The sequence below is a fragment of the Alphaproteobacteria bacterium genome (genome assembly GCA_040216735.1).
In the GTDB taxonomy this organism is placed as follows: domain Bacteria; phylum Pseudomonadota; class Alphaproteobacteria; order SHVP01; family SHVP01; genus CALJDF01.
The window spans coordinates 56,616-81,306 of the sequence record JAVJOO010000004.1 but is presented as its reverse complement, the minus strand read 5'-3'; the positions used below and the strand labels follow the sequence as shown (position 1 = coordinate 81,306).

25 protein-coding genes and 1 tRNA gene are annotated in these 24,691 nt (G+C 61.2%); 9 read left to right on the top strand and 17 right to left on the bottom strand.

Going from position 1 to position 24,691, the window contains the following annotated elements; genetic code table 11:
- The first annotated feature begins 3 nt into the window (after window positions 1–3).
- Complete coding sequence (locus RID42_10715; protein ID MEQ8248137.1) at window positions 4–351, top strand: hypothetical protein; 348 nt, start codon at window positions 4–6, stop codon at window positions 349–351.
- Between the two features lie 71 nt (window positions 352–422).
- On the opposite strand, the gene RID42_10710 is transcribed toward RID42_10715, so the two are convergent.
- Window positions 423–499: transfer RNA gene (locus RID42_10710), tRNA-Pro, on the bottom strand.
- A 92-nt stretch (window positions 500–591) separates the two neighbouring features.
- Here RID42_10710 and RID42_10705 point away from each other — a divergent pair.
- The 4 genes from RID42_10705 to RID42_10690 all read left to right on the top strand — a co-directional run bounded on the left by RID42_10705 (window position 592) and on the right by RID42_10690 (window position 3,190).
- Window positions 592–1,248, top strand: coding sequence for an alpha/beta fold hydrolase (locus RID42_10705; GenBank protein MEQ8248136.1), 657 nt, complete (start codon window positions 592–594; stop codon window positions 1,246–1,248).
- Window positions 1,233–1,424: a hypothetical protein gene (locus tag RID42_10700; GenBank protein MEQ8248135.1), complete on the top strand. Its 192-nt coding sequence runs from the start codon at window positions 1,233–1,235 to the stop codon at window positions 1,422–1,424. Before RID42_10705 ends, RID42_10700 begins: the two co-directional genes overlap by 16 nt.
- 96 nt (window positions 1,425–1,520) lie before the next feature.
- A complete protein-coding gene (locus RID42_10695; GenBank protein MEQ8248134.1) occupies window positions 1,521–2,354 on the top strand; it encodes a DUF4437 domain-containing protein in 834 nt (277 codons plus the stop codon).
- Entirely contained in the window at window positions 2,351–3,190 is an 840-nt protein-coding gene (locus tag RID42_10690; GenBank protein MEQ8248133.1) for a DUF4437 domain-containing protein, read from the top strand. Before RID42_10695 ends, RID42_10690 begins: the two co-directional genes overlap by 4 nt.
- Before the next feature lie 27 nt (window positions 3,191–3,217).
- Here the strand turns inward: RID42_10690 and RID42_10685 are convergent, their stop codons facing one another.
- Window positions 3,218–4,072, bottom strand: coding sequence for an alpha/beta hydrolase (locus tag RID42_10685; GenBank protein ID MEQ8248132.1), 855 nt, complete (start codon window positions 4,070–4,072; stop codon window positions 3,218–3,220).
- A 294-nt stretch (window positions 4,073–4,366) separates the two neighbouring features.
- On the opposite strand from RID42_10685, the gene RID42_10680 reads away from it, so the two are divergent.
- Window positions 4,367–5,545 (top strand): alanine--glyoxylate aminotransferase family protein, encoded by a 1,179-nt coding sequence (locus RID42_10680; GenBank protein ID MEQ8248131.1) that lies wholly within the window; start codon window positions 4,367–4,369, stop codon window positions 5,543–5,545.
- Here the strand turns inward: RID42_10680 and RID42_10675 are convergent.
- Complete coding sequence (locus RID42_10675) at window positions 5,542–6,204, bottom strand: glutathione S-transferase N-terminal domain-containing protein (protein ID MEQ8248130.1); 663 nt, start codon at window positions 6,202–6,204, stop codon at window positions 5,542–5,544. The two genes, RID42_10680 and RID42_10675, sit on opposite strands and share 4 nt — an antisense overlap.
- Window positions 6,205–6,322: 118 nt before the next feature.
- On the opposite strand from RID42_10675, the gene RID42_10670 reads away from it, so the two are divergent.
- On the top strand, window positions 6,323–7,093 hold the full coding sequence (locus RID42_10670; GenBank protein ID MEQ8248129.1) for a DUF2189 domain-containing protein: 771 nt from the start codon (window positions 6,323–6,325) through the stop codon (window positions 7,091–7,093).
- On the opposite strand, the gene ccoS is transcribed toward RID42_10670, so the two are convergent.
- The 8 genes from ccoS to ccoN are packed head-to-tail and all read right to left on the bottom strand — an operon-like array spanning window position 7,090 to window position 14,783.
- Window positions 7,090–7,248, bottom strand: coding sequence for a cbb3-type cytochrome oxidase assembly protein CcoS (ccoS, locus tag RID42_10665; protein MEQ8248128.1), 159 nt, complete (start codon window positions 7,246–7,248; stop codon window positions 7,090–7,092). The genes RID42_10670 and ccoS overlap by 4 nt on opposite strands.
- Window positions 7,245–9,461, bottom strand: a complete 2,217-nt coding sequence (locus RID42_10660; protein ID MEQ8248127.1) for a heavy metal translocating P-type ATPase — start codon at window positions 9,459–9,461, stop codon at window positions 7,245–7,247. Before RID42_10660 ends, ccoS begins: the two co-directional genes overlap by 4 nt.
- Window positions 9,461–9,925: a FixH family protein gene (locus RID42_10655; GenBank protein MEQ8248126.1), complete on the bottom strand. Its 465-nt coding sequence runs from the start codon at window positions 9,923–9,925 to the stop codon at window positions 9,461–9,463. Before RID42_10655 ends, RID42_10660 begins: the two co-directional genes overlap by 1 nt.
- Window positions 9,926–9,935: 10 nt before the next feature.
- Window positions 9,936–11,441, bottom strand: a complete 1,506-nt coding sequence (gene ccoG / locus RID42_10650; GenBank protein MEQ8248125.1) for a cytochrome c oxidase accessory protein CcoG — start codon at window positions 11,439–11,441, stop codon at window positions 9,936–9,938.
- 9 nt (window positions 11,442–11,450) lie between these two features.
- A complete protein-coding gene (gene ccoP / locus RID42_10645; GenBank protein MEQ8248124.1) occupies window positions 11,451–12,311 on the bottom strand; it encodes a cytochrome-c oxidase, cbb3-type subunit III in 861 nt (286 codons plus the stop codon).
- A gap of 2 nt (window positions 12,312–12,313) precedes the next feature.
- Window positions 12,314–12,469: a cbb3-type cytochrome c oxidase subunit 3 gene (locus RID42_10640; GenBank protein MEQ8248123.1), complete on the bottom strand. Its 156-nt coding sequence runs from the start codon at window positions 12,467–12,469 to the stop codon at window positions 12,314–12,316.
- A gap of 7 nt (window positions 12,470–12,476) precedes the next feature.
- The gene (gene ccoO, locus RID42_10635) at window positions 12,477–13,208 is read right to left on the bottom strand and encodes a cytochrome-c oxidase, cbb3-type subunit II (GenBank protein MEQ8248122.1); all 732 of its coding nucleotides are present in this window, start codon (window positions 13,206–13,208) and stop codon (window positions 12,477–12,479) included.
- Between the two features lie 9 nt (window positions 13,209–13,217).
- Window positions 13,218–14,783 carry a cytochrome-c oxidase, cbb3-type subunit I gene (gene ccoN, locus RID42_10630; GenBank protein MEQ8248121.1) on the bottom strand — a complete coding sequence of 522 codons (1,566 nt, stop codon included), beginning with the start codon at window positions 14,781–14,783 and terminating at the stop codon, window positions 13,218–13,220.
- Window positions 14,784–15,010: 227 nt separating this feature from the next.
- Between ccoN and RID42_10625 the strand changes: the two genes are divergently transcribed.
- Both RID42_10625 and RID42_10620 read left to right on the top strand, forming a co-directional pair.
- Entirely contained in the window at window positions 15,011–16,672 is a 1,662-nt protein-coding gene (locus RID42_10625) for a thiamine pyrophosphate-binding protein (GenBank protein MEQ8248120.1), read from the top strand.
- Window positions 16,673–16,779: 107 nt separating this feature from the next.
- On the top strand, window positions 16,780–17,397 hold the full coding sequence (locus tag RID42_10620) for a glutathione S-transferase family protein (protein ID MEQ8248119.1): 618 nt from the start codon (window positions 16,780–16,782) through the stop codon (window positions 17,395–17,397).
- Between the two features lie 40 nt (window positions 17,398–17,437).
- Here the strand turns inward: RID42_10620 and RID42_10615 are convergent, their stop codons facing one another.
- From RID42_10615 to RID42_10590, 6 genes are all read right to left on the bottom strand, one after another.
- Complete coding sequence (locus tag RID42_10615; GenBank protein ID MEQ8248118.1) at window positions 17,438–19,027, bottom strand: FAD-binding oxidoreductase; 1,590 nt, start codon at window positions 19,025–19,027, stop codon at window positions 17,438–17,440.
- A gap of 118 nt (window positions 19,028–19,145) precedes the next feature.
- The gene (locus RID42_10610) at window positions 19,146–20,126 is read right to left on the bottom strand and encodes an ABC transporter ATP-binding protein (GenBank protein MEQ8248117.1); all 981 of its coding nucleotides are present in this window, start codon (window positions 20,124–20,126) and stop codon (window positions 19,146–19,148) included.
- Window positions 20,123–21,118 carry an ABC transporter ATP-binding protein gene (locus RID42_10605; GenBank protein MEQ8248116.1) on the bottom strand — a complete coding sequence of 332 codons (996 nt, stop codon included), beginning with the start codon at window positions 21,116–21,118 and terminating at the stop codon, window positions 20,123–20,125. Before RID42_10605 ends, RID42_10610 begins: the two co-directional genes overlap by 4 nt.
- On the bottom strand, window positions 21,115–22,014 hold the full coding sequence (locus RID42_10600) for an ABC transporter permease (protein ID MEQ8248115.1): 900 nt from the start codon (window positions 22,012–22,014) through the stop codon (window positions 21,115–21,117). Before RID42_10600 ends, RID42_10605 begins: the two co-directional genes overlap by 4 nt.
- The gene (locus RID42_10595; protein ID MEQ8248114.1) at window positions 22,014–23,027 is read right to left on the bottom strand and encodes an ABC transporter permease; all 1,014 of its coding nucleotides are present in this window, start codon (window positions 23,025–23,027) and stop codon (window positions 22,014–22,016) included. Before RID42_10595 ends, RID42_10600 begins: the two co-directional genes overlap by 1 nt.
- Window positions 23,028–23,109: 82 nt before the next feature.
- On the bottom strand, window positions 23,110–24,672 hold the full coding sequence (locus RID42_10590; GenBank protein ID MEQ8248113.1) for an ABC transporter substrate-binding protein: 1,563 nt from the start codon (window positions 24,670–24,672) through the stop codon (window positions 23,110–23,112).
- Window positions 24,673–24,691: the final 19 nt, after the last annotated feature.

The window sequence follows — 24,691 nt, the reverse complement described above, 5'->3', positions numbered from 1 at the left end:
GATATGTTGAGTGTGTCCGGACCCTATCGCATTCCTGCAGCGCTGATGACGGTGGCAGCGGTTTTGCACTTCGCTGCAGCGGTGATCCCGAGTGGCCCCGCCATCGCAGGCAGCGTTTTGGGCATTGCAGTCCATGTTGTGGCCGGAATCGGCCTCCTGCGCGGATGGCGTTGGTTTACCTATGTAGGTTTCCTGGTGGCCCTCATCGGCGGAATAGTCTCGCTGGCAATCGCAGCGCAGGGGGCGTCCCTCGGTAGTACCATCCAGTGGGGCATCGTGATTGTCGATGGGCTGGCCGCCGTGTGGCTATTAGCCCAGCTCTGGCGCAGCGCGGAACCCGCGACTGACTAAACCCGCCAACGGCCCAGCGGGGGAATGGAGCTTGCGGACAGCCGTGCAGCGTGCAACTGGGTGTCGAAGAATGGTCGGGGAGACTGGATTCGAACCAGCGACCCTCTGCTCCCAAAGCAGATGCGCTACCAGACTGCGCTACTCCCCGACGGCCCTATACCTAGGCAACGGCCAACCGGGCGGCAATAAAAATCGCGTTGGGTCTGCCGCCTGCGGCGACGGCGGCTTATGATTTCGGCAATGAGCGCGACGATCGCCAACGCCCCCGCCGCATCCGTGCGCCGCGCCTTTGTTGACGGGCATTTTGGGCAGATTCACCTACGAAAAGCGGGCCCGGTCGATCCGGGGACGCAGCGCCCGCCCCTATTGTGTTTCCACCAAAGCCCCAACGCGGGCAGCAACTTCACGCGGTTCCTGGGCGAGATGGGCCGCGATCGCCTAGCGGTCGCGCCGGACACGCCGGGCTTTGGCGAATCCGATGCCCCCGCCGCGCCGCCGGAAATTGCGGACTATGCCGACGCGATGGGCGATGTCATCGATGCGCTAGGGTTGGACGGCCCGGTCGATCTTCTGGGCTACCACACAGGCGTGTTGATTGCCGCAGAACTCGCCTTGCTGCGGCCCGACCAGGTTCGTCGCCTGATCCTGATCGGGATCCCCGTCTTCAGCGCCGAGGAGCGCGCGGCGTTTGAAAAACGCCGTGGCCGGTTCCGTTCAAAGAGGATGGCTCCAGCTTGGTCGAGGAATGGAACCGCCTTCTTCATTGGCGCGGCCCTGGGGTCGAATTGGCCACGCTCCGTCGCTTTTTTAGCGAAAAACAACGTGCGGGCGAACGCGCGTGGTGGGGCGCCCGCGCGGTCTTTCGCCACGACACGCGTGCTGTGTTGCCCCGCCTGACGCAACCGATTCTCGCGGTCCGGCCACGCGACGATTTGTGGGACACGATGCTACGCGCCAAGGACCTGATAGCGCCGGTCGAGTGGATCGACCTGCCCGATCAGGGGCACGGCATGTTCGACGTCATTCCTGCCGACTTGGCCGATATGACGCGAGGATTTCTCGACCGAGATTGAAAGCAGTCAGTTGAGTCACGCCCACCAGCATCGCGCACCACGCCTCTCGAACAACGATCCGTTCGTCTGTTAGACTACGAAGGACCGAGCAACACCATGACCCGCGCCCACACCGAATTCATCCAGACGCAGTGGCTGCCCTGGCAGACCGACACCCTTTTCCCACACCTAAAGGGCGTGACTCATCGCGTTCTCAGCCGTGACGACGAGACCGGTTGTGTCACGGCCTTACTGCGCTTTCCAGCAGGCTGGGTCGCAAACGACCTACCCCCGTGCACCCTGCATGAAGAAATCTATGTACTCGACGGTGCGGTGAACTTTAACGGCGTTTCCTTTCCGGCCGACTATTACGGATGCCTTCCGGCGGGCTTTCCGCGGCACCGCGCGACCGCGGCCCAAGGTTGCGTTGCCTTGGCGTTCTACACCGCAGCCGAAGTATCGCCGGCAGACGGCTTCGAGCACAAACGCTGGGTACCCCGCACGGATGTGTTCTCGGCGATTTGGCCGCCGGCCGAACCGGCGCACGGCCTCGATCTCGCCGCACACCGGGCAAGGGCGCGGGTGCTCGCGACCGACCCTGCAAGCGGCGCACAAACGCTGATCGCCGGTTATCCGCCGGTGTGGCATGCCTCGACCATCGAAACCCAAACCGTCGATGCCGAATTCTACCTGCTCGCCGGCGAATGCGTGCTCAGCGGTCGCGGGACGATGAGACCGGGTGCGTACATTTGGCGCCCAAAAGGGGCGCCGCGCGTTCCCATGGCAGCGCGGACCGGCAGCGTCTTTTTGATCCGCAGCCACGACGGCGCACTCGCCTTCGAGGCAACCGGCAGCGGCACCGCGGACTTGGTCGCCGCACCCGATTGTTTGATCCCGCCCGACCTCGCTGCGCGCCTGATCGACGGGCCCTATGCAAAGGCCACCGCATGAGCCGCCCGCTTGTCGAATTCATCCACGCCCCGGACATGCCGTGGGATCCTGCACCGCTGTCGGGCGCCCGAGCGGACGTCGCCCATAAATTGCTCAGCCGCGACGGCAGAACCGGGGCTGTGAGCCTGCTGGTTCAGTATCCCAAAGGGTGGCGGCGCGACGCGCTCGAACGTTTGGCGGCGGAAGAGGAGATCTTCGTCCTCGACGGCAGCATCACAATCAACGATGAGACCTACGGCCCCGGCGACTACACCTGCCTGCCTAAGGGTTTCCCCCGGCAAACCGCAGCGGCCGCCGACGGCGCCGTAGCGCTAACGTTTTTCTCGGCCCAACCCGACGCGCTCGACGGCGCGATCGACTACGATGCCCGCGCCCATGTGCCGCGTCAGTCGCTCTACGGCGACGGGTGGGACGTCGACTATGCGGGGGTTAACAGTCCGGAAATCGCCGGTTCGGGTTCGCGCAAGAAATTGCTGCGCACCGACCCAATTACGGGCGATCAGACTTGGCTCATGGGCGTTATTCCGTCCTACCGCGAGAAACGCGTCGAAAGCCACCCGGTCGTCCAGGAGTGCTACATGGTGTGGGGCGAAATGTCGGGAAACACCGGCTTGTTAGTCACCGGCTCCTATTTTTGGAGGCCCCCGGAGGTCCTGCACGGCCCGTACGGGACGAAGACCGGTGCGATCATTCTCAGCCGCACCGAAGGCGGCAGCTTGACAGTCGACTATTACGATCTCGACGAGCCGTTCCGGCACGACCCGCCTCACCGAGTCATGGTCCCGGAAGAGGTTGCTGTCTACGCCCAGCCGAAGCGACCTGCTGATCGGTATTGAGAGCCCGGCGCGACGGTCCAGGCAGGGCTAAAGAACCTGTTGCGGTCGCCCGGAATCATTGGCGGCGCCCTGGTTGACCAAGAAAGCATCGCCACGGATCAAAAAGTCGCGCACTAGTTCGGTCCAGCGCACCGGTTCGTCCATGTCCATGAGATGACCGGCGTTGTAGATGTAGACCAAATAGGATCGGGGCAGCTTCTCCTTTAGGAACTGCACGGTGTCGTGGGGCAGCACGCCGTCGAGCGTTCCCTGCAGAAGGAGAGTTAGGTTGGTGATGTCGGGGAGCCGCCCAATCAAGTCCTGGTCGCGGAACACCGAGTCGTCCACCACCCCTTTGCCCGGCGCATTGTAGCAATGGCCTGCCGTGCGGTTCGCGCCTTTGATCGCATCGGATTTCTTCTCGTCGGGGACACGGTCCGGGAACGTGACGAGGGCCTTGGCGTAGGCTTTCGGGTCCAACTCGTTCGGGCCGCCGTCGCGAAATCCCGACGGGCATTGGACAATGAACTGACCGAGCTTGGGGCCGTGCAGCGCGGCCAGCCACAGCGCCAGGCGCCCGCCGAAGGCGTGACCGCTTATGTCGCACGGTGCGCCGACGACATCGTCAACGAACCGCCACATGACTTCCGCCAGTTCCGGAAAGGAATTCACTTGGTCGTGGAACGCGGTGCCATCGAAGCCCGGCGTAACCGGCATATAGACGGTAAACGTTTCGGTGAGGGTTTGCAGCGCGCTGCTAACCCGCAGTCCGCCCCCGCCGTGCAGATGAACGAGTGCCGGGCCCGAGCCGCCCACGAAGTATTTCAGCGGCCCTGTTGCAAGGCCAGCTTGGCGTTCCTCGAACTTGCCGCCCAAGTTATAGGCGATGTCGTGTGCACCCATCTCGTCACCATTTCCGTTCGATCTGCGAAGGCGCGGCGCGCCTCCGTCGCGGGCACCTATTCGGCGCCACCGCAAGCGCGTAGTCTAGGCGAGCGCAGCTGGCGCTGTCAGGGAAAGACGATGCGTCGCGCGACCTGCGGACGGAAGCCCAGTCGCCTGAGATCGCCGGCAAAGGTTTCCGGTCCAAGCCATCCTTTGCTGCCCTCTGCCTTGCTTGGGTGGATTTGGCGTCGGGTAGACAAGACCGCAGCTAAACGGCACGTTTCACCCCATCTTTCCACGAGGTTCGACCCCATGACCGGCACTCGCCACAACGCCCCGCTCCTGCCGCCCCGCATCCTGATGGGCCCCGGCCCCTCCGATGTCAGCCCGCGCGTCCTCGCCGCTGGCGCTCGCCCAACGATCGGTCACCTCGATCCGGAATTTCAGATTCTGATGGACGGGATCAAAGGCCAATTGAAGCGCGTCTTTCGCACCCAAAATGCCGTCACCTTTCCGGTGTCGGGTCCGGGGTCGGTCGGCATGGAGGCATGCTTCGTTAATTTGGTCGAACCTGGGGATACCGTCATCGTGTGCCAGAACGGCGTGTTCGGCGGCCGCATGAAAGAGAACGTCGCACGATGCGGCGGGACCGTCGTCGCGGTCGACGACGACATGGGTAAACCGGTCGACCCCGACAAACTGCGGGCTGCACTCAAGGCACATCCCGCAACCAAAGTTGTGGCCTTCGTCCATGCTGAGACCTCGACCGGGGTTGCCTCGGACGCCGCATTGTTGGCTAAGATCGCGCGCGATGCGGGATGCATAGTCATCATGGACGCCGTCACCTCGCTGGCCGGCATACCGTTGGAGGTCGATGCGTGGGGCGCAGACGCTGTGTATTCGGGGACCCAGAAATGCCTCTCCTGCCCGCCCGGCTTGTCGCCCGTCACCTTCAGTGACCGTGCCATCGCGGCTGTCAAAGCGCGCAAGACCAAAGTGCAAAGCTGGTTTCTCGACCTCAACCTCGTGCTGGCCTACTGGGACGGCGACGGCGGCCGTTCGTACCATCACACCGCGCCGGTCAACGCGTTGTATGGCTTGAACGAAGCGCTGGCGATGGTCGAGGAAGAAGGCCTCGAACAGGCCTGGGCGCGCCATGCCCGCACCCACAACGCCCTGCGCGCCGGATTGGAAGCCATGGGCATCGCGTTCCTGGTTGACCCTGCCTACCGGTTGCCGCAGCTCAACACCGTATTCATTCCCGAAGGCCTTGACGATGCCGCGACGCGCGGCGCGCTTCTCCGCGACTATGGGATCGAGATCGGCGCGGGGCTCGGTCCCTTTGCCGGTAAGATCTGGCGCATCGGATTGATGGGCGAGTCGAGCCGCATCAACAATGTCCTGGTCCTGCTCGCCGCTCTCGAAAAACTGATGCGCGCGGCGGGCCGCCCCATCCCGGCAAGCGGCGTTGAAGCCGCGGCGTCCGCCTAGCCGGGAAAGCCTGTACGCGAGGATTTGTCGCCGGCGTTCCAGGCCTCGCGAAAACCGTCGTCGTGGAATCGAAACGATGGCCGCTCAATGAACCCTTTGAACCATGCGGCGAGGCTTGGACGCCCTGTACGCCAATCGATGTCGAGCACACCCGTTGCCCGTTGACGGTCGAGGTAGATGAAGGCGCAAGCGATGGAAATTAACCCTACGGTGAAGCCCGCGAATGACGGCACTTCCGCCTCGAGTGTATCGAGGCAACGGGCCATCGTCGCCGCATGGTTGTCCAACGATGCCTTGAGGACGTATTCCTTAGGGCGATTCAGCTCTACCACGCGCAATACCGCCGTATCGAACAACCCATCGCCAAGGGCGAGATTCCGCAACGCCGTCCACCGGGCTTCCCCGTGCGGCGGGAACATTTTTGGCCCTTCGTGGAGCGAATCGAGATACTCGTAGATCGCCGGACCGCCGTACAACGGCGACCCATCGTCGCGGAGCAACGTCGGTACCTTACCCAGCGGGTTCGCGGCGATGTGCGCCGGATCGCGGTCGAACGGATTCGTCGGGATCCGCTCGATCCGGTCGTAAACGCCCGCCTCTATGGCAACGACTTGGACCTTGTGGATCATATTTGGGATAGGCGTATAGAATAGCTTCATGCATCCTCCTGGAAGGGTTCCATCTTTGCCCAGCCGGGGGCCGGCACACCAGCCCCTTGACTTGAGTCAACCGGTTGTCCCCCCTGGGCCGCTATGATGCCGCACCAGGGAGGTGCCGATGGTCGACGTCGCTCACACTAGTTCTATGCCGCAGGTCAAAAAAATCGCTATGACCGAGCCATGGCAGTGGCTTGCCGCGGGCTGGCAAGATCTGAGAGCAAATCCAGGTATTAGCCTCGGTTACGGCTTCGTGGTGCTGATGCTTAGTTACGCGCTGAGTGCGGGCCTGATCTTCTTCGACACCCTGTTCCTGGTGATCCCCTTTGCCGCCGGCTTTATGCAACTCGCGCCAATTCTCGCAATCGGTCTTTATGAGGCCAGCCGCCGCCGGGAGGCGGGTCTCGATGTGGGGTCGATCACAACCTATGTTGTGCGACCGCGGTCGCCGTTGCAGTTAGCCTACTTCGGCTTTGCCCTGACGTTCTTCCTGATGGCGTGGATCTATCTCGCGTTTTTCCTCTTCGCGGTTTTCTACGGACTCGAGGCCCCGCCGCTTGAGGAGTTCATCCCCAGCCTGCTTCTCACCGTGCGCGGTATTGCGTTCCTCGCGATCGGCACGGCGGTCGGCGCGGTCCTAGCCTTTACCGTGTTTGCGATCAGCGCCATAGCCGTTCCCTACCTTTTGGACCGGGACGCCGATGCCGTCAGCGCAATGCTATTGAGCATCAAAGCGGTACGGACGAACTTTGCCCCCATGATGCTCTGGGCTTGGTTGATCGTCGTGCTGACCGTATCGGGGATGGTAGTGTTCTATGTCGGTCTCGTCTTCGTCTTCCCGCTGATCGGCCACGCCACATGGCATGCCTACCGCTCGCTGGTCGCCGACTAGCCCTCCGTCGGTGCGTCGTCGTCTTCCATGAGGATGCTATGCGCGGCCCGGTCGAGATCGTCGAACTGGCCTGAATTCAACGCCCATAGGAACCCGACTAGACCGAGAAGGCCCAGGAACAACGCCGCAGGAATAAGGATCAACAAAACGGTCATTTCGCATGCCCGTTTCTCGTCCGCAACCGCAACGCATTGACTGTCACGACGATCGACGACGACGACATCGCCACGGCGGCGACCAGCGGTGTAACCAGACCGGCAACAGCCAACGGCACCGCAATCGCATTGTACAGCGCGGCCAGTGAAAAATTCTGAAGGATCAGGCGTCGCGATTGGCGGGCCACGCGGATAGCGACGGGAACTGCGGCCAACCCGTCACCCTGAAACACGAGATCGGCCGCGGTCTGACTCAAGTACATCGCCGACGCCGGCGACATCGAGACATATGCGGTCCGCAACGACGGTGCGTCGTTGAGGCCATCGCCAACCATCAATACCTTGCGACCCTCGGCCGCAAGTTCCTGAAGCACACGAATTTTTTCGTCAGGCCGGCAACCGGCCTGCCAGTCGCTCACCCCCAACGCATGGGCCGCGATCTCAACCGCTGGCGCTGTGTCGCCAGACAGGATCGAAAGGTCGAGCCCGGCCTTGCGCAACTCTTGCAGTGCCTGGACGGCGTCCTCGCGGAGCGTGTCGTGAAAACAAAACTGCGTGAGCCTACCGTCGTCTCGCCGAAGCCATAGCTCCGGGCCGGATGGAACAACCGCGAGGTCCACTTCGCACCAGATCCGGCTACCGAGACGAACTGTTCCTGCCATGCCGGTATGCTCGACGCCCATACCGGGCTCCTCTCGGACCTCCAACGGTTCCCGGTTCTCGGCAAACCGCGCGATCGCACGGGCTAACGGATGCCGGCTCCCGGCACCAAGCCGCGCCGCAAGAACCAGATCCTCGTGGGGTATTAAATCGGCGTTTGCTAACTTGAGATCGCCCGTGGTCAAAGTACCGGTCTTGTCGAAAACAACGGTATCGACCTGCGCCAACCGTTCGAGCGCGTCGCCCTCTTTGAGCAAAATGCCGCGCCGAAACAGCGCACCGCTGGCGACGACCTGGACCACCGGAACCGCAAGGCCGAGCGCGCACGGGCAGGTAATGATGAGGACCGAGATGGCGATGAGCAGCCCTCTCTCGGCGCCAAATCCCAACGGAAAGGCCCAGAGCACAAACGCAACGAGCGCCAACGCATGGACCAGCGGCGCGTAGACCGCAGCGGCGCGGTCGGCAAGCCTGACATACCCGGAACGGGTCTGCTGCGCCGCCTCCATGAGGCGAACAATTTCTTGGAGCAACGTGTTCTCGCCTGCGCCGCTCACTGCAACGACAAGCGAACCCGTTCGGTTTACCGTCCCCGCGAAAACCTCCGAGCCCGGCCCGACGGCTCGCGGGACCGTTTCGCCGTTTACCACCGAGAGATCGACGTCCGATCGTCCGGAGAGAACGCTACCGTCGACCGGTATCTGGTCCCCTGGCAAAACCTCGACGCGCATCCCCTTTTCGATGTGTGCCACAGGTAGAACCCGTCGCGCGCCGTTGTCCTCAATGACCGTCGCCGATGTCGCCGAGAGCGCCAACAACTGCTCGCCGACCTGCCGTGCTTTGCTGCGCGCGCGACCGTCGAGATACCGCCCGATTAATAGGAAGAAAAGCAACGAGACCGACGCGTCAAAATAGACCTGGTCGCCGCCCGCTAGGGTCTGAACGACACTGAGACCCACGGCCAACAGAATCGCGAGGCTGATCGGCACGTCCATGTTGAGGCGCCGAGCCTTCAAAGCCGTCACCGCCGAATAGAAGAACGGGCGGCCAGCATAGGCGACAGCGGGCATCGCGATCATCGCGGAAACCCAATGCAAAAGCGACTTGGTGGCGGGGCCCATGTCGAAACCGGCCCAGACGCCCACCGAGAGAAGCATGACGTTGGCGGCCGCAAAACCGGCAACCGCTAGGCAGCGCAGTAGGCGCCGATCTGCGCGCGCACCGTCGGCGCGCAAATCTTCCAGCAAAGGTACCGCCGGGTACCCTGCCCTTTCCAGTTTGTCGAGCAACGACTGAGTACCCGTCACCGAAGGATCCCAGCGGAGATGAAGGCGGTGGGTTGTCATGTTGACGCGCGCCTCGACCACCCCGGGCGCCCGATGAAGCACCCGCTCGATACGCTGAACGCATGCAGCGCAGACGATGTTGCGCACGAACGCGGAGAGCGATCGGCTCCCGTCGTCCTGGACAACAACGAACGAATCATGGGAGTCCGGCGCAAGCGTAACGGTTGTTGGCTGTACCAAAGGATCAACAACTGCCGTAAGCGACATCAGCGGCTCCGAACGCCGAACGTTTCGCGCAAGCGTAAGAGTTCGTTCCCATTTGCATCGGTTACGCTCGCCTGAACCTCCCACCGACCCGGTGCTAGATCGATGGCACTCCGATACCGCCCATTCGCGCCCATTTCGAATACGACGTCGCGGTCGAGATCGGGCCGGCCAGGACGCCGGACAGCGCCGGTCAGGAGGAACCCGGTCAGAGCAAGGTCGTTTGGAACTTCGAGGTCGATCTCGATGCCTGTGTGGTTCGCGGCTACCGTCGCCCGCCACCCGCCAAGCCGTTGATCGCGGTCGGCCTGAAGGGTCTCGTTATAGGCAAGTCCGCGCCGGTAGGGGTCGTCTACTTCGTTCCCGGGAAATGTCGTTGTCGCAAAAAACACGAAAGCGCCATTTGCAATCAGGATGACCCCAAATCCCCCCAAGAGCCCAAACAGAACATGTCGACCTTTGATCATGCCCTTATTCCTACTCTCGACCTGGGCCACGAAAGGTCCCGCGGTAAGACGCCGTTGAGTCGCCGTCGTTGTCCTCAATAGTAAAGGTCATCTGCGCCAACCCGGACGGAACGGAAGAAGGCGGCGCAGTCACATAAACCCGGAAGCTTCTCAGTTTGTCTGCCGGCACATCGAGTACTGCCGTCGCATTCTGCTCCAGGGATTGAGCGCCTATAACTTGGAGTGATGCGCCGGGCAAACCTTCAAGACGGAGCGCAAAGGATTTGGCCTCGTGGTTCTTGTTCAATACTTTGAGCGTATAACCATTTCGGATCGATCCGTCCGAGAGGGCGACGTATAACGGTGAGCGATCCCGTTGGATGGTCAAGTCGAGGTCTGATCGGGACACTAAAGCCCCTGCCATCACGAGCCCCACAACGACAATTAAGACAGCATAGATCACCGTCCGAGGTCGCACGAAGCGGTAGCGAACGGCCTCTGCATCCGCCTTCGCCTCGATTCCCGCCAACGTGTCGTAGGAAATCAAGTTGGCCGGGAGGCCCACCTTCTTCATCACACCGTTACACGCGTCGATACAGAGCGCGCATGAGATGCACTCCAGTTGTTGCCCGTCTCGAATATCGATCCCCGCAGGACATACGGCCACGCATTGGTTGCAATCCACACAATGGCCACGCCCCTGCCACGGCTCGTTTTTCTTATGCGGGCCTCGGGGCTCGCCCCGTTCGGGATGGTAAGAGACGACCAACGAATGCTCATCCTGGAGCGCAGCTTGTATGCGTGGCCACGGGCACATGTAGGTGCAAACCTGTTCCCTTGCCAGCGCACCTAGCGTGTAGGTCGTGGCCGAGAAAATGCCGATGAATAGATAGGCAACGAATGGTGCGTCCAGGGTCAGCAAGTCTCGGGCAAGGGTCGGCGCATTGTCGAAATAGAAAACCCATGCTCCGCCGGTCGCAGCCGCGATTAGAATCCAAATGAGATGTTTGACCGATTTTCTCGCGAGTTTGGATGCATTCATTTTTGAGCGGTCGAGCTTGATCCGAGCGTTCCGATCGCCTTCGACGAAGCGCTCGACGGCCACGAACAAATCTGTCCAGACCGTCTGCGGGCACGCATAGCCACACCACACTCGCCCAGCGAGACTGGTGACAAGGAACAGAATGAGCGATGCGAGAATCAAGAGCCCAGTCAGGTAGTAGACTTCTTGGGGCCAAATCTCGATGAAGAAGAAATAGAATCTCCGTCCGGGAAAATCGAGTAGAACGGCTTGGTTCGGGAGATCCGGGCCACGCTCCCAACGGATCCATGGCGTAAGGTAGTAGATCGATAGGGATACCAGCATCACCAGCCACTTGAGGCGGCGGAAGGTACCGTGGGCCAGCTTGGGGTAGACCTTGTCACGGCTCTTATAGAGAGACCGCTGCTGGGGCGAGTTCACCGCGCGGGCGTCGATCCGTTCGACGCCATTCGCCGCTTGGGCAGGCGCCACGTTCAGACCCGCGGCTTGATCCATACGACTAGCCTACAAACCGCCGCCGAGCGCGTGGACATAGACCGTCAGCGACCGGAGCGTCGCCGTGTCAAGGCGATCTTCCCAAGCCGGCATCACCCCGGCGCGGCTACGTGAAATCGTTTCAATGATGGAGGCAAGATCGCCTCCATACAGCCAGATCGAATCCGACAATCGGGGCGCCCCGAGTTCGGTATTACCCTGCCCCGTCTCACCATGGCAGACAGCGCAATTGTCGGCATAGAGGGCTGCGCCGTCACCTCGCGGTTTGGTGCCATCCGACAGTGACTGAACAAAGCGCGCAACATCCCTGATCTCGGCTTCGGTTAAGAGCTCGTCGGTCAAGAAGGCTGGCATTTGGTTGTCGTGGGTCTCGGGGTGATTAGCGCGAATTCCGACCTTCAACGTGCGCTCAATTTCATTGAGCGTCCCGCCCCAGATCCAAGCGTCGTCCACCAATGCGGGGAAACCTTTGGCGCCGATCCCACCGCTGCCATGACATTGAACGCAATTGACCGAAAAGGCGGATGCGCCCGCGGCAAGCGCAAAGGTGAGAAGCTCCGGATCTCGTTCAATCTGATCCAGTGGCGCTGCCGCAACCCGGGCGGCGATTGGACCGCGCGCCGTTTTGGCGTCGTCGATCCTCTGAGCAACAATGGCCCGCTGCGAATATCCAATGACCCCGCTCGTATGCCCGGTCAATCCCGGCCAAGCCGGCATAACGATCCAGTAGGCAATGGCCCAAACGATAGAGATCGCCCAGACCCACACCCACCAACGCGGCAACGGATTGTCTAGTTCGCGAATGCCGTCCCACTCGTGCCCGGTCGTCTCAATACCGGAGAATTCGTCCTTTTCACCCTTCGTCGGCAAGACTATTCCTCCCCATCGCGCAGCGGAATTTGAGCCGCGGCATTGAATTTCGATTTGTTGCGGGGCCAGAAGGCATAAACCAGGACTAGCAAGAAAAGAGCAAAGAGGTAGGCAAGCCCCCACGTCTCGGCGAGATGTGCCATCGCACTATAGGTCATCGTGTCTTCACCTCAGGTTGCTGCCTTCAGCCCGGAATACATCGAAATTGACGAGTGTCCCCAGCATCTGAAGGTAGGCGATCAGCGCATCGAGTTCGGATATTCGATCCGGATTCCCATCGAAGTCGCGAACCTGAGCCTTTGGATAGCGCGCGAGAAAAGCGTCAACGTCCGCTGACTCGCTATCGACCTGGATTCGAAGGTCGGCTTCCGCTTTGGCGATCATCTCGTCGGAATAAGGCACGCCGACAATTCGGTTCGCGCGGAGTTCTCCTTCAATTTGACCGAAATCCAACTCGCGGCGGGCAAGATGGGCATAGGGTGGCATGACCGACTCGGGCACAATGCTTCGTGGATCGGCCAAGTGCACGGCATGCCACTCGTCGGAATAACGTCCACCGACTCGCGCCAAATCCGGTCCTGTACGTTTCGAGCCCCATTGGAACGGATGGTCGTACATGCTTTCCGCAGCGAGGCTGTAGTGACCGTAGCGGTCGACCTCGTCACGCAGCGACCGGATCATCTGGCTGTGGCACAGATAGCATCCCTCGCGAACATAGATATTGCGTCCCGACAGCTCCAGCGGAGAGTAAGGACGCACGCCCTCGACCTCTTCGATCGTGCTCTCGAGGTAGAAGAGCGGCGCAATTTCGACGATGCCGCCGATCGAGACCACGATCAGCACCAGGATCACCATGAGGATCGAGTTTTTTTCGACCTTTTCGTGCCGGTTTGCCATGTTGCCCTCCTAGGCCGTTGCTGCCGAAGAGGCGGGCGCCGTCGATCCCAACGGCTCCTCTGCGCGCAGATCGCCGCGGGCGGTCCGGTAGAGGTTATAGGCCATCACGAATGCGCCGGCAGCGTAGAGGAATCCGCCCAGTGCCCGGATTGCGTAGAAGGGCATCATGGCGTCAACCGTTTCCGCAAACGAAAACTCCAGGAAGCCGACCGCATCGTAGGCCCGCCACATCAATCCCTGCAGGATTCCAGATACCCACATCGCGGTGATGTAGAAAACGATCCCAATCGACGACACCCAAAAATGCCATTCGACTAAGCGAACCGAATAGAGGCGCTGACGCTTCCAGAGTACCGGCACGAGGTGATACAGCGCGCCGAAGCTGACGAACCCAACCCACCCCAAGGCACCGGAGTGCACGTGCCCGATGGTCCAGTCGGTGTAGTGGCTGAGAGCGTTGACCGCCTTGATCGACATGAGCGGTCCTTCGAACGTACTCATCCCGTAGAACGCGACCGACACCACGAGCATACGCAAGACAGGATCCGTGCGCAGCTTGTCCCACGCTCCAGACAACGTCATCAGGCCGTTGATCATGCCGCCCCACGAGGGCATCCACAGCATGATCGAGAACGTCATCCCGAGCGTTTGCGCCCAATCGGGCAACGCGGTGTAGTGCAAATGATGGGGCCCGGCCCAGATATAGAGAAAGATCAGCGACCAAAAGTGGACGATCGACAACCGGTAGGAATAGACCGGCCTTTGGGCCCGCTTCGGCACGTAATAGTACATGATGCCAAGGAAGCCCGCTGTCAGGAAGAACCCCACCGCGTTGTGGCCGTACCACCACTGTGTCATCGCATCTTGCACGCCCGCGAACAACGAGTAGCTCTTCGAACCCAGGAACGACACCGGGACGCTCAACCCGTTCACGACGTGCAGCAGTGCGACAGTGACGATGAACGCTAAGAAGAACCAGTTGGCGACATAAATGTGCGGTTCCTTGCGGCGCCGTAGCGTTTCGAGAAACACAAGCAAATAGGCGACCCAAACGATGGTTAGCCACAAATCGGCATACCATTCCGGCTCGGCGTATTCCTTTGACTGGGTAACGCCAAGGATATAGCCGGTTGCGGCGACAACGATAAAAAGCTGGTAGCCCCAGAGAACGAACCACGGCGCCCACCGACCGGCCAAGCGCACTCCAGAGGTGCGCTGCACGACATGAAACGACGTGGTCATCAGAACGGTCCCGCCAAAGGCGAAAATCACCGCCGAGGTGTGCAGTGGGCGGAGCCGACCGAAAGCAGTCCAGGGCATATCTAGGTTGAGGGCCGGAATCGCCAGTTGTAGTGCAATCACGAGGCCGACGAGAAAGCCGGCAAGACCCCAGAAGACGGCCAGACCGACGCCCCACTTGAGGATCAGATCGTTATACCCATCGTCATCCCGTTTAACGTGGCCCGCGGCCCGGTCATACGACCCCGTCGCCACCACCATGAGAGCGATCGCCGCAGCGGCGAAAAACACCACACCATGGAACGAAAAGGCAGCATCCTTGCCCCCGCTCGCCATTACCAGACCGACGAGGGCAACCGCCACAACGATCAATAGCCAGAACCAATTCTCAAATCGCGCCATAGATGCCGATTGTGCGCTCACGTGAACCCTCGCGGTTTGCGTACCGGCGGCCACTGTTGCTGCCTGCCGTCCAGTGAACATTGACTCACGTCAACTTAAAACAGTGGCAGAATGCCGCACCCGGCGCCGAATGGCCGCCGCCGATCAAGGAGAGAGACGCGATGATGAGACACGGTGGGCGAATTCTGGTCGATGCCCTGCACACCCAGGGCGTCACCACGGTCTTCCAGGTCCCTGGAGAGAGCTTCTTGCCGGTTCTCGACGCGCTGCACGATGCGCCGACAATTCAGACCGTCACCTGCCGGCACGAATCGGGGGCCGCGAATATGGCGGAAACCTGGGGGAAACTGACCGGCAGGCCGGGCATCGTCTTTGTCACGCGCGGCCCCGGCGCCTGTCATGCCAGCGTCGGCGTCCATACGGCAAAGCAGGATTCCACTCCGATGATAATTTTCGTTGGTCAAGTCGACTGGCCCTTCCTCGGCCGCGAGGCGTTCCAGGAGGTCGATATCGAGGCGATGTTCGGCTGGACGACCAAGTGGTCGACGACCGTCCAAAGCGCCGATGAGCTTCCAGAAATCGTTGCGCGGGCGTTTGTCGAGGCCATGGCCGGACGGCCGGGCCCGGTTGTGGTCGCGCTCCCCGAAGACATTCTGTCGGACATGGCCGACCCGACGGCATCGAACCGGGTCGATCGCGTATCGGTCCGTCCGGCCCCGACAGACGTCGAGGCGGCTGTCGCCCTCCTGCGCCGCGCGACGAAGCCGTTGGTGATCGCCGGCGGCACGGGGTGGCGCCAATCCGAGTGCGAGGCGCTGGAACGGTGGGCCCGCCGCTGGCAAATCCCGGTATGCGTCAGCTTCCGGCGTCAGGACCGCTTCGACAACACCAGCCCCTGCTATGTTGGCGACTTGGCGTTTGCAATCGATCCAGCGCTGGAGGCCACCGTCCGCGACGCCGACGTCATCGTGGCCTTGGGCACGAGGCTCGGCGACCTTGCCACCAAGGGCTACAGCCTGCTGACCCCGCCCCACCCGACGCAAAAACTGATTCATGTTTTTCCAGATGCGAAGGAACTCGGGCGCGTTTTTGTCCCCGACGTGGCGGTCTTGAGCGACCCTGGTCCCTTTGCCGCCGTTTTGGAGGAGCAGACCCCGCCACCGAACCCCGCATGGCACGACTGGAGCACCGAAAGGTGCGATTCCTACGCCAAGTCCATCGCTCCAGGCCCGAACCCCGGCGCCGTCGACATGAACGCCGTCGTCGCCGTCCTACGCGAAGCGCTCACGGCGGACGATATCGTCGTGACGGACGCCGGGAACTTCGCCCAGTGGATTCAGCGGTTCTATGCGTTTCGGCGCTTGGGCACGCAAATCGCTCCCTGCGGCGGCGCGATGGGTTACGGCGTGCCAGCCGGAATCGCAGCCGGTTTGCACGCGCCCGAACGTCACGTGGTTGCCTTTGCCGGCGACGGTGGCTTCATGATGACAGCAAGCGAGCTCGCCACTGCGCGGCGCTACGATGTGGGCGTCACGTTTGTCGTAGTGAACAACGGTATGTTCGGGACCATTCGGGGCCACCAGGAGCGTCATTTCCCCGGCCGGGTCAGCGGCACCGATCTGACCAATCCCGACTTCACCGCGATGGCACGCGCGTTTGGGCTTCCGGCCCACCGGGTCGAGCGGACCGACCAATTCGAACCGGCGCTCGCCGCTGCGTTTCGGGAGGACGGACCGGCGCTCATCGAGATCATGCTGGACCCGGAAGCAATTTCGCCCCGCGCAACGCTTTCCCAGGTTCGCGCCGCGGCACAATCCGCATGATCCGGCAATGCCCAGAAGCATCAGGTGCTTTCCGCGCTCCCGCACGGTGAAGCACGACCCATTGCGTGCTAAGTATTGCTTCTCGCTTTGACGATCCGGAGATCCCCGTGAAGCTCTTTTACACGCCACTGGCCGGTTATGTGCACCGCGTCGAAATCGTTGGTCGCGAGGCCGGCGTGTGGAACTCTTTGACCCTCGTCCCAACCAACCCCTTCGAGAGTCCCGAGGATCTGGTTGCCGCCAACCCGTTGAGCAAGGTGCCGACGCTCGTCCGCGACGACGGCGTCCCGATGTTCGGTGGGCCGGTTATTTACGAGTATTTAGACTCGCTGCACGACGGTCCGAAACTGTTTCCACGGGACGCGGGCGAACGCTGGGATGCGTTGCGCCTGTTCGGACTCTCCGAGGGTATGTTCGATGCGGCCGACCTTCGGGTTGTCGAACTTCGCCGACCGGAGGGCGAAAAATCGACATTCTGGATTGAACGGTATCAGCGCGCCGTCGACCGTTGCCTCGACCGACTCGAGGTGGAGTCGCGGGCGTTCAAAGGCTTCCACATCGGCATGGTCTCGATCGCCGGCGCCCTGCTGTGGTTCGACTGGCAGCGCCACAACCGCGGCAATCAGGTGGACTGGCGCCCCGGGCGCGAGAGCCTCGCCGCATGGCTCGAAGCCATCGTCGAACGCCCCTCCTTCAAGGACGGACTCGCCGCGAACCCTGGCTGAGACGCGGGCTGCGTCGTTTCTCCAGGACGGAACATCTCGCTTAGCTGAGGCCAAGAACACCCGGATTGAACTGTCCGTCGGGGTCGGCGTAGGCCTTGATGGCCTTTAGCAACTTGCCGGTATTCGCATCCAGCATGTCGAAGTAGGGATAGGTCTTCCCGATCTGGTTGGAGGACGCGCCGAATTCTGCGAAGAGGTCCGCCAAGCGCAACCGAATCTCTTCGACAAGCGCTGCCGCCGTGGGGTTTGCCGGCGGTTCCTTGAGTTTCTTCAGGTGCTCGGGTTCAGGGACCCGGCGATGGACCGGCAACCATGAATCGTACCAATGGAGGACGGGCTCGAAGCTGAATGCAAAGGTATCAATCCCGATCAAGAGGCGCGAAATCGTGACCCCTGACTCAGTCATACGGTCCCGATATTCGGCAAAGATCTTGTCGGCAGCAGCGATGACGCGCTTGGCTTCCGAATGCGGCACCTTGGCATTCATTGCAGCCCACCGGTCTCCCTTCGGCCCGAGAACGCCGTTCAGCGGTTTGAAAGGAATAGCGCGAACGGCCTTCGGGATCGAATTGGCGATTTCCTCGCCGCCATGTTTCGTCGCGATCGTACGCACTGCCTCGATATCCGCTTCGACAGCCGCAGCACTCCGGCCGGCACAGACGACGTGGAGCGAGAACATGCCTTCCTTCGCAAAGCTGCGACCGGAGAGAATGAGCTTGGCGCCTTCGACCAAACCTTTGCGCCAAGACGACTGCCCCTGAACCACTCCGGCGAGGGTCTTGATGTCCTGGACGATGTCCGGGCTTGCGAGGTTCTTGTCCGTCGACTCCGGATCGAAGACGTAAGCGTCCTCCGCGGCGCCGGAACGGGCGACGCCCGAAAGCGCCGCGGCCGCCGCCTCGATCCCCGGGAAGACAAAGGAGGCAAAACCGCTTTCCGCGGGCGCCTGGATCATTTTGAACGTCGCCCGCGTCTTGATGCCCAGCGCGCCGCCGTCATGGATGAAAATTCCCGTCAGATCGGGTCCGTAGGTCCGATAGAACGGTTTGGCATTGCGAAAGCCACCCTGCCCGGTCTTCACGACCGTTCCATCGGCGAGAACCACTTCGAGGCCCAGCACAATGTCGGCAGCTTGACCGTAGCGCGCTGTGCCCATGAACAGCGCGCCCTGAGATAGTCCGCCGCCCACAGTCGCGCGGATGCCGGAAAACGTGCCGAAAAACGGCAGACGGAGCCCCTTGGGCTTCAGGGCATCGTAGATCTGCTTCCAGGTCACACCGGCTTCAACTGTGATGTACATGTCGTCTTCGTTGATCTCGACGATGCGGTTGAGGCCCGCGGCATCCAGAACGATCGTGTCCTCGCGCACCGGCGCGTAACCCCGCGTGTAGGACATGCCTCCACCGCGGGCGATCAAGGCATAGCCGGCCTTCGTCGTCGCCGCGACAGCCTTTGCCAAAGATTCCGAATCCGTGGGCCGAATCGCAGCTGCGCACGTCGCACCGGCGGCGTACACATCGGATGAATAGAACTCGCGCTCCGCAAGATCGGTCACGACCTTATCCTCACCGAGGATTCCGGTCAGGGTCTCAACCAGCCGGTCGTTCCGGCCGCGCCCATCGACATTCATACCGCCCTCTCCCGATTCTTGTACGCTCTACGGATGATCCTACCAGATCGCGGGCCACTTGGACGAGTGCGGTGCGCCTCGAGTGGCGTCGGAAACGTTGTATAGCTCCACTCCTGAACTAGAGCGGAATTTGGTTGGTTCCTTCGGGAATTCTAATGCACGCCGCGCGCTGGGTACCGTCGCCGATATCGATCATTTTCGGTAGGGCTGTGCGGCATTCGTCCCTGACAAGCGGGCATCTTGTGGAGAACGGGCAACCGGGAGGCATATCGATCGGGCTAGGGATTTCGCCCTTCAACAGGTGGCGATGAAGTTCGATTTTCGGGTCGGCCGGAAGATGGGCCGACAAAAGCGTTTGGGTATAGGGATGCGCCGGTTCATCGAAAACCTTGGCCATCGGCCCGGACTCGACAATGTGGCCTAGATACAGAACGAGGATGTGATCGCTGACTAGTCTAACGGTGCCAAGGTCGTGTGAGATAAACAGCATCGCCGCGCCGGTCTTTTCCCGAAGTTCCTGCAATAGATCGAGAATCCCGGCGCGAACCGACAGATCAAGCGAGCTCGTTGGTTCGTCGAGGACGATGAGGCCGGGGTCGGTAGCGATGGCGCGGGCGATGCAGACACGCTGCAATTGCCCGCCGGATAGTTCACCTGGAAAACGCGACAGGAGGTCGGTATTCAGGCGAACGCTCCGGGCGATGTCCTCGGCACGCTCCGAACGCTCTTTGCGCGACAACGGCGAATGAAGCAGCAACGGTTCTTCGATCAATCGGCTGACCCGCATCCGGGGGTTCAATGAACTCCACGGATCCTGAAATACCATCTGCAGATCCGAGCGAAGAGAACGCACAGCACGGCCGCGAAGATTCGCAATTTCTCGGTTGCGGAACGTCACCACGCCCTCGGTCGGCCGCAACAACCGGACGACCATGCGTCCTACCGTGGATTTTCCGGAGCCGCTTTCGCCGACCATGCCGACCGTCTGCCCCGCAAACATCTCGAAACCGACGCCGTTCACCGCGCGCACGACTTGACCCGTTCGCGCGGTGACGAAGTGTTTGGTCAGCCCGGCGGCGCGAAGCAGCGGCTCGGTCATAGCGCGCCCGAAGCGCGAACGGCCTCGACCCGTGCGCAAAGCGCAAAATGCTGGTCTCCGACCTGTTCCCAGCCCGGCATGGCGTTGCACTGGTCTTCTTTGAAACGGCACCGGTCGACGTAATGGCAGCCGGGCGGCAGGTCGTAGAGGTTTGGCGGCGCCCCGCCGCCAAGGATCGCCTGGCGGCCGTTCCGCAAACGTTCCGGCGTCGACGCGATGAGCGTTCGAGTGTAGGGATGCGCCGGCGATTCGAAGACCGTTTCCACGGTGCCGCTCTCGACGATTCGACCGGCAAACATCACCGCCATCCGGTCACAATAGTGCGCGACAATACCGAGGTCGTGGGTGATGACCATCGCCGCGACGTTGCGGGTGTCCACGAGGTCGCGCAGCAAGTCGAGGATTTGAGCTTGGACGGTGACGTCGAGTCCGGTTGTCGGCTCGTCGGCGATGATCAACTTAGGCTCGTTCATCAACGCCATCGCAATTAGCACGCGCTGCGCCATGCCACCGGACAGTTCGTGCGGCCACGCCCGCATGCGTTGCTCGGGCGCCGGTATACCAACCGCCGCTAGTATTTCGACGGCACGCGCACGCGCGGCACTTTCGCTAGACTCAGTGTGCGCCATGTGAACGCGCACGAGCTGTTCGCCGATCCGCGCTAGAGGATCGAGAGAAGAACGCGGATTCTGCACGACCATTGCAATTTCACCGCCACGCAGCTTGTTCATCGCGTCGGTATCGAGCGCGCGCAGGTTTTTGCCATCGAACTTCAGGTTGCCGCCGACAACGCGCGCCGGTGGTTTGAGTAAGTTCATTACGGAATAGGCGGTTAATGACTTGCCGGCGCCGGTCTCGCCGACCAACCCCAGCACTTCGCCGCGGGATACCTCGAACGAAACGCCGTTCAACGCCTTCGCTACCCGAATCTCATTGTCGAGATTTCGGGAAATGAAGTGCGTATGAAGATCGCGAACCTCGAGCAGGTTCACTTGCTCGCGCCCCGGCGCTTGGGATCCAACAAATCTTGGAGACCGTCACCCAACATATTGAGGCCGAGCACCATGATAATGAGCGCGACGCCCGGGAAAATCCCGACCCACCATTGCCCGTTCACCATGAACTCCGCACCCTGCCGGATCATCGCGCCCCACTCCGGTGTCGGCGGCTGAATACCGATTCCGAGGAAGGCCAGAGTCGCACTAATGCGCACCGCCCAGGCCGCCCGGACAGCCGTCTGGGCCATTGCGCCTTGGATCGCATTCGGCAATAGGTGCACGAACAGTATTCGCCATGTCGGGTTGCCGACGATGACGCCGGATTCAACGAAGGAACTCGACCGCAACGCCAAGACTTCGGCGCGGACGACACGAACGAAGATCGGCGCATCGAGAATGCCTATGACCAAGACAACGTTGAGCAACGACGGTCCCGCCGCGGCGACAACTGCAAGGGCCAAGATGATCGAGGGAAAGACCCGGAAGGCATCGACCACGCGCATGATCGCTTCGTCGATATTCCCGCCCTTGTACCCCGAATAAAGACCGATCGGGATCCCGATCGACAGGGCCACGATCACGACAGGGATGGCAATCCCGAATGCGAAGCGCGACCCGTAGATGACGCGAGACAACACATCCATGCCGTTTCCATCGGTGCCGAACCAATAGGCGGCCGATGGGCCCTGGAGTATTGCATCCGGATTTGCCGAGACCGGGTTGTAAGGCATCAACAGAGGGGCGAATAAAGCCATGATGCCGAAGAAGAGAATGATTACTAGCCCGATGACTGATGTCGGGCTACGACGGCTGACCCCGACCACTTTTCCCCACGCCTTGGCAAGGCTACTGCGCGGTGCGGATCTGGGTTGGATCGCAATTTCAACCACTATTCTGCTCCCGCGCGGGGTTCGAAGACCAACACGAGCAAGTCGACAATTATGAAGACCACGAGCGAGAACAGCGCCAGAAACAACACGTAGCCCTGCACCGCCGCAAAATCGCCCCGAATGATCGCGTTGAGGCCGTATTGTCCAACCCCGCCCCAAGCAAACACGAACTCGATCAACGAGACGCTGCCCACCAAACCGGTAAGTTCGATTCCGATGAAGGTCGTCACGGGTGTAGCGCTGTTCTTGAGCACAATACGGCGCACCCGTTCGGTCGGCAGACCGGAAGCTCGGGCGAACCGGACGAAATCGCTGCCGATGATTTCTAACGCGATGGCTCGGGTGTGTTTAACAATCGGCGCGGCGGAAATGATCGCCACCGCAATCACGGGTAAGACAAGTTGCCCCAACGCGGAACCGGCCGCTTCCAAATCTCCTGCAAGCAACCCGTCGATGAGATAGCTGCCGGTAATCGTCGGCGGCGGTGATATCAACAAGCTGATTCGCCCCATTCCAGGCGGCGCCCATCCGAGCAGGAAGAAGAAAACAAAGAGCATTAGCAGGGCAAGAAAATAGGTCGGGATTGAAAAGCCCAGCAACGAAATGCCGCGACTGATCTGGTCAAACCATTTGTCGTGCCGAAACGCGGCGCGCAAACCGACAGGCACGCCGACCAGCGATCCGAGCGCGACGCCCCAAAGGAGCAGTTCTAGCGTCACCGGGATGCGTTCGAGAATATCGTTCAGGACGGATCGGTTGCTGATCCACGATTCGCCGATATCGCCGCGCACGACGTTGCCAAGATAGATCGCAAACTGGGTAAACAAGGGTTTGTCGAGCCCCAGCTCACCACGGATTAGCTCCATTTCCTCGGCTGTTGCCGTCGGACCGGCCAATAGGCCCACCGGATCTTGGCCGCCGATGCGGATCAGCATGAACGTGAAGAAAAGGATGCCTATCAGCAACGGCAATGCCAAAAGCATCCGCCGAACGAGCATCACTCGCAAGGTCACGTGATTACCTTGTCAAAAGACATGGATTGCTTCGGAAGCCATGGAGCCCCGGTCGTATCCGGGACTCCATCGCAGCGGGCTTCTACTCGTAGCGCAGGTCGGACCAGCGCTCATGCTCGTCCGGATAGTGCGTCCACCCGACGATCTTCGGCGCCATCGCCTCGAACGAATCGGGATAGACCGTCATCAACCAAGGAGCATCGTCGAGCCAGATCTTCTGGGCCTGCTTCATGAGCGCGATGCGCTTATCGCGATCAAGCTCTTCCTTGGCCTCATCGACGATTCGATCCAGTTCGTCGTTCTTGTACTTGGCGCGGTTGGACACGCCCGAAGACTGCGCGATAAGCGACAGCGTGTAGACCGGATCGAGGACGATCGGGCCGTCTTCCATCGTGAAGAACGGCATATCCTGCACCGCCGGAGCACCGCGCGATCTCAGATCTGAGTCGGTGATGCGTGTAGCGGTGATCTTGATCCCAAGCTGATTGAGTTGATCGGCAACCTGAATCGCCATCGTCTCCATCCACGGGAAGATACCGGCGTAGAGCAGTTCAGCCTCCATGTTCTCCGCGCCAGCTTCGGCAAGCAGTTTTTTCGCCATCGCGGGATCGTAATCGTAGCGGAAGAAGCTCGGGTCGTAGCCGTCCACGATCGGCGGAACAATCGACTTGGCAATTGTACCAGTACCAAGGAAGACACCCTTCTTGATCGCTTCTTTATCGAGACCGTAGTTGAGCGCGCGGCGGACCCGAACGTCGGTGAACGGTGCGATCGTCGGGTTCATGCGGATGCTCGCAATCGCACGGCCCTGCGCGCCTTCGACCTTAACTTTCGGATCCTTCTGCAGTTCAACGACCTGCTGGATGCCCGGTCGGTCGATCCACTGGACCTGACCCGCCTTCAATAGCGTGACGCGGCTCGCCTCGGAAGGCACGGCGCGCCATACAACGCGGTCGAAGAATGGCTTGTCCCAGTGGTAGTTCGGGTTGGCGACAAAGATCGCCTGTTCGCCTGCGCGCAGGCTTTCCAGCTTATAGGCGCCGAAACCGGCCGTGTTGGTCTCAAGGTACTTGAGACCCCATGGGTCTTCCGTCGTGGCCTGTTCCTTCAGGACGGTCGAATCGTAGATGCCCGGCACGTACAACGTGATCGCGCTGAGGAAAATGGCGCTAGGCGCACCGAGCGTAAAATCGACTTCATACTTCGATTTGGCGGCGACGCCGGTGACATTGGACACCCTGGCGATGAAGTTCCCCGTTCGCTTCTGCGCGAACGACTTGGCCCAGCTCCACTCGACGTCGGCGGCCGTGAGCTCGTTCCCTGCCGAACTCTTGATTCCTTCGCGGAGTTTCATCGTGACGGTCTTACCGCCGTCCGATACCGTCCAGCTCTCGGCGTAATGGCCTTCGATCTTACTCGCATCAAGCACCGGGCGACCATCGCGCATCATTTTGGGGTACTTGGTCAGCCCTTCGTATGTCTGGACGACAACGTGCTGGGTAAACGGACGCAATGCGTCGCCGTCAAAACCCTCCGGCGTTCCGGGTGCGGCCAGCACGAGCGTTTCCGCCATAGCGGCGCCGCCTGCCAGCGCCGTCAGCGCTGCCGCGGCGACGACACCCAATAGAGATTTTCGATAGTTCATGATGACGAGCTCCCTGTTT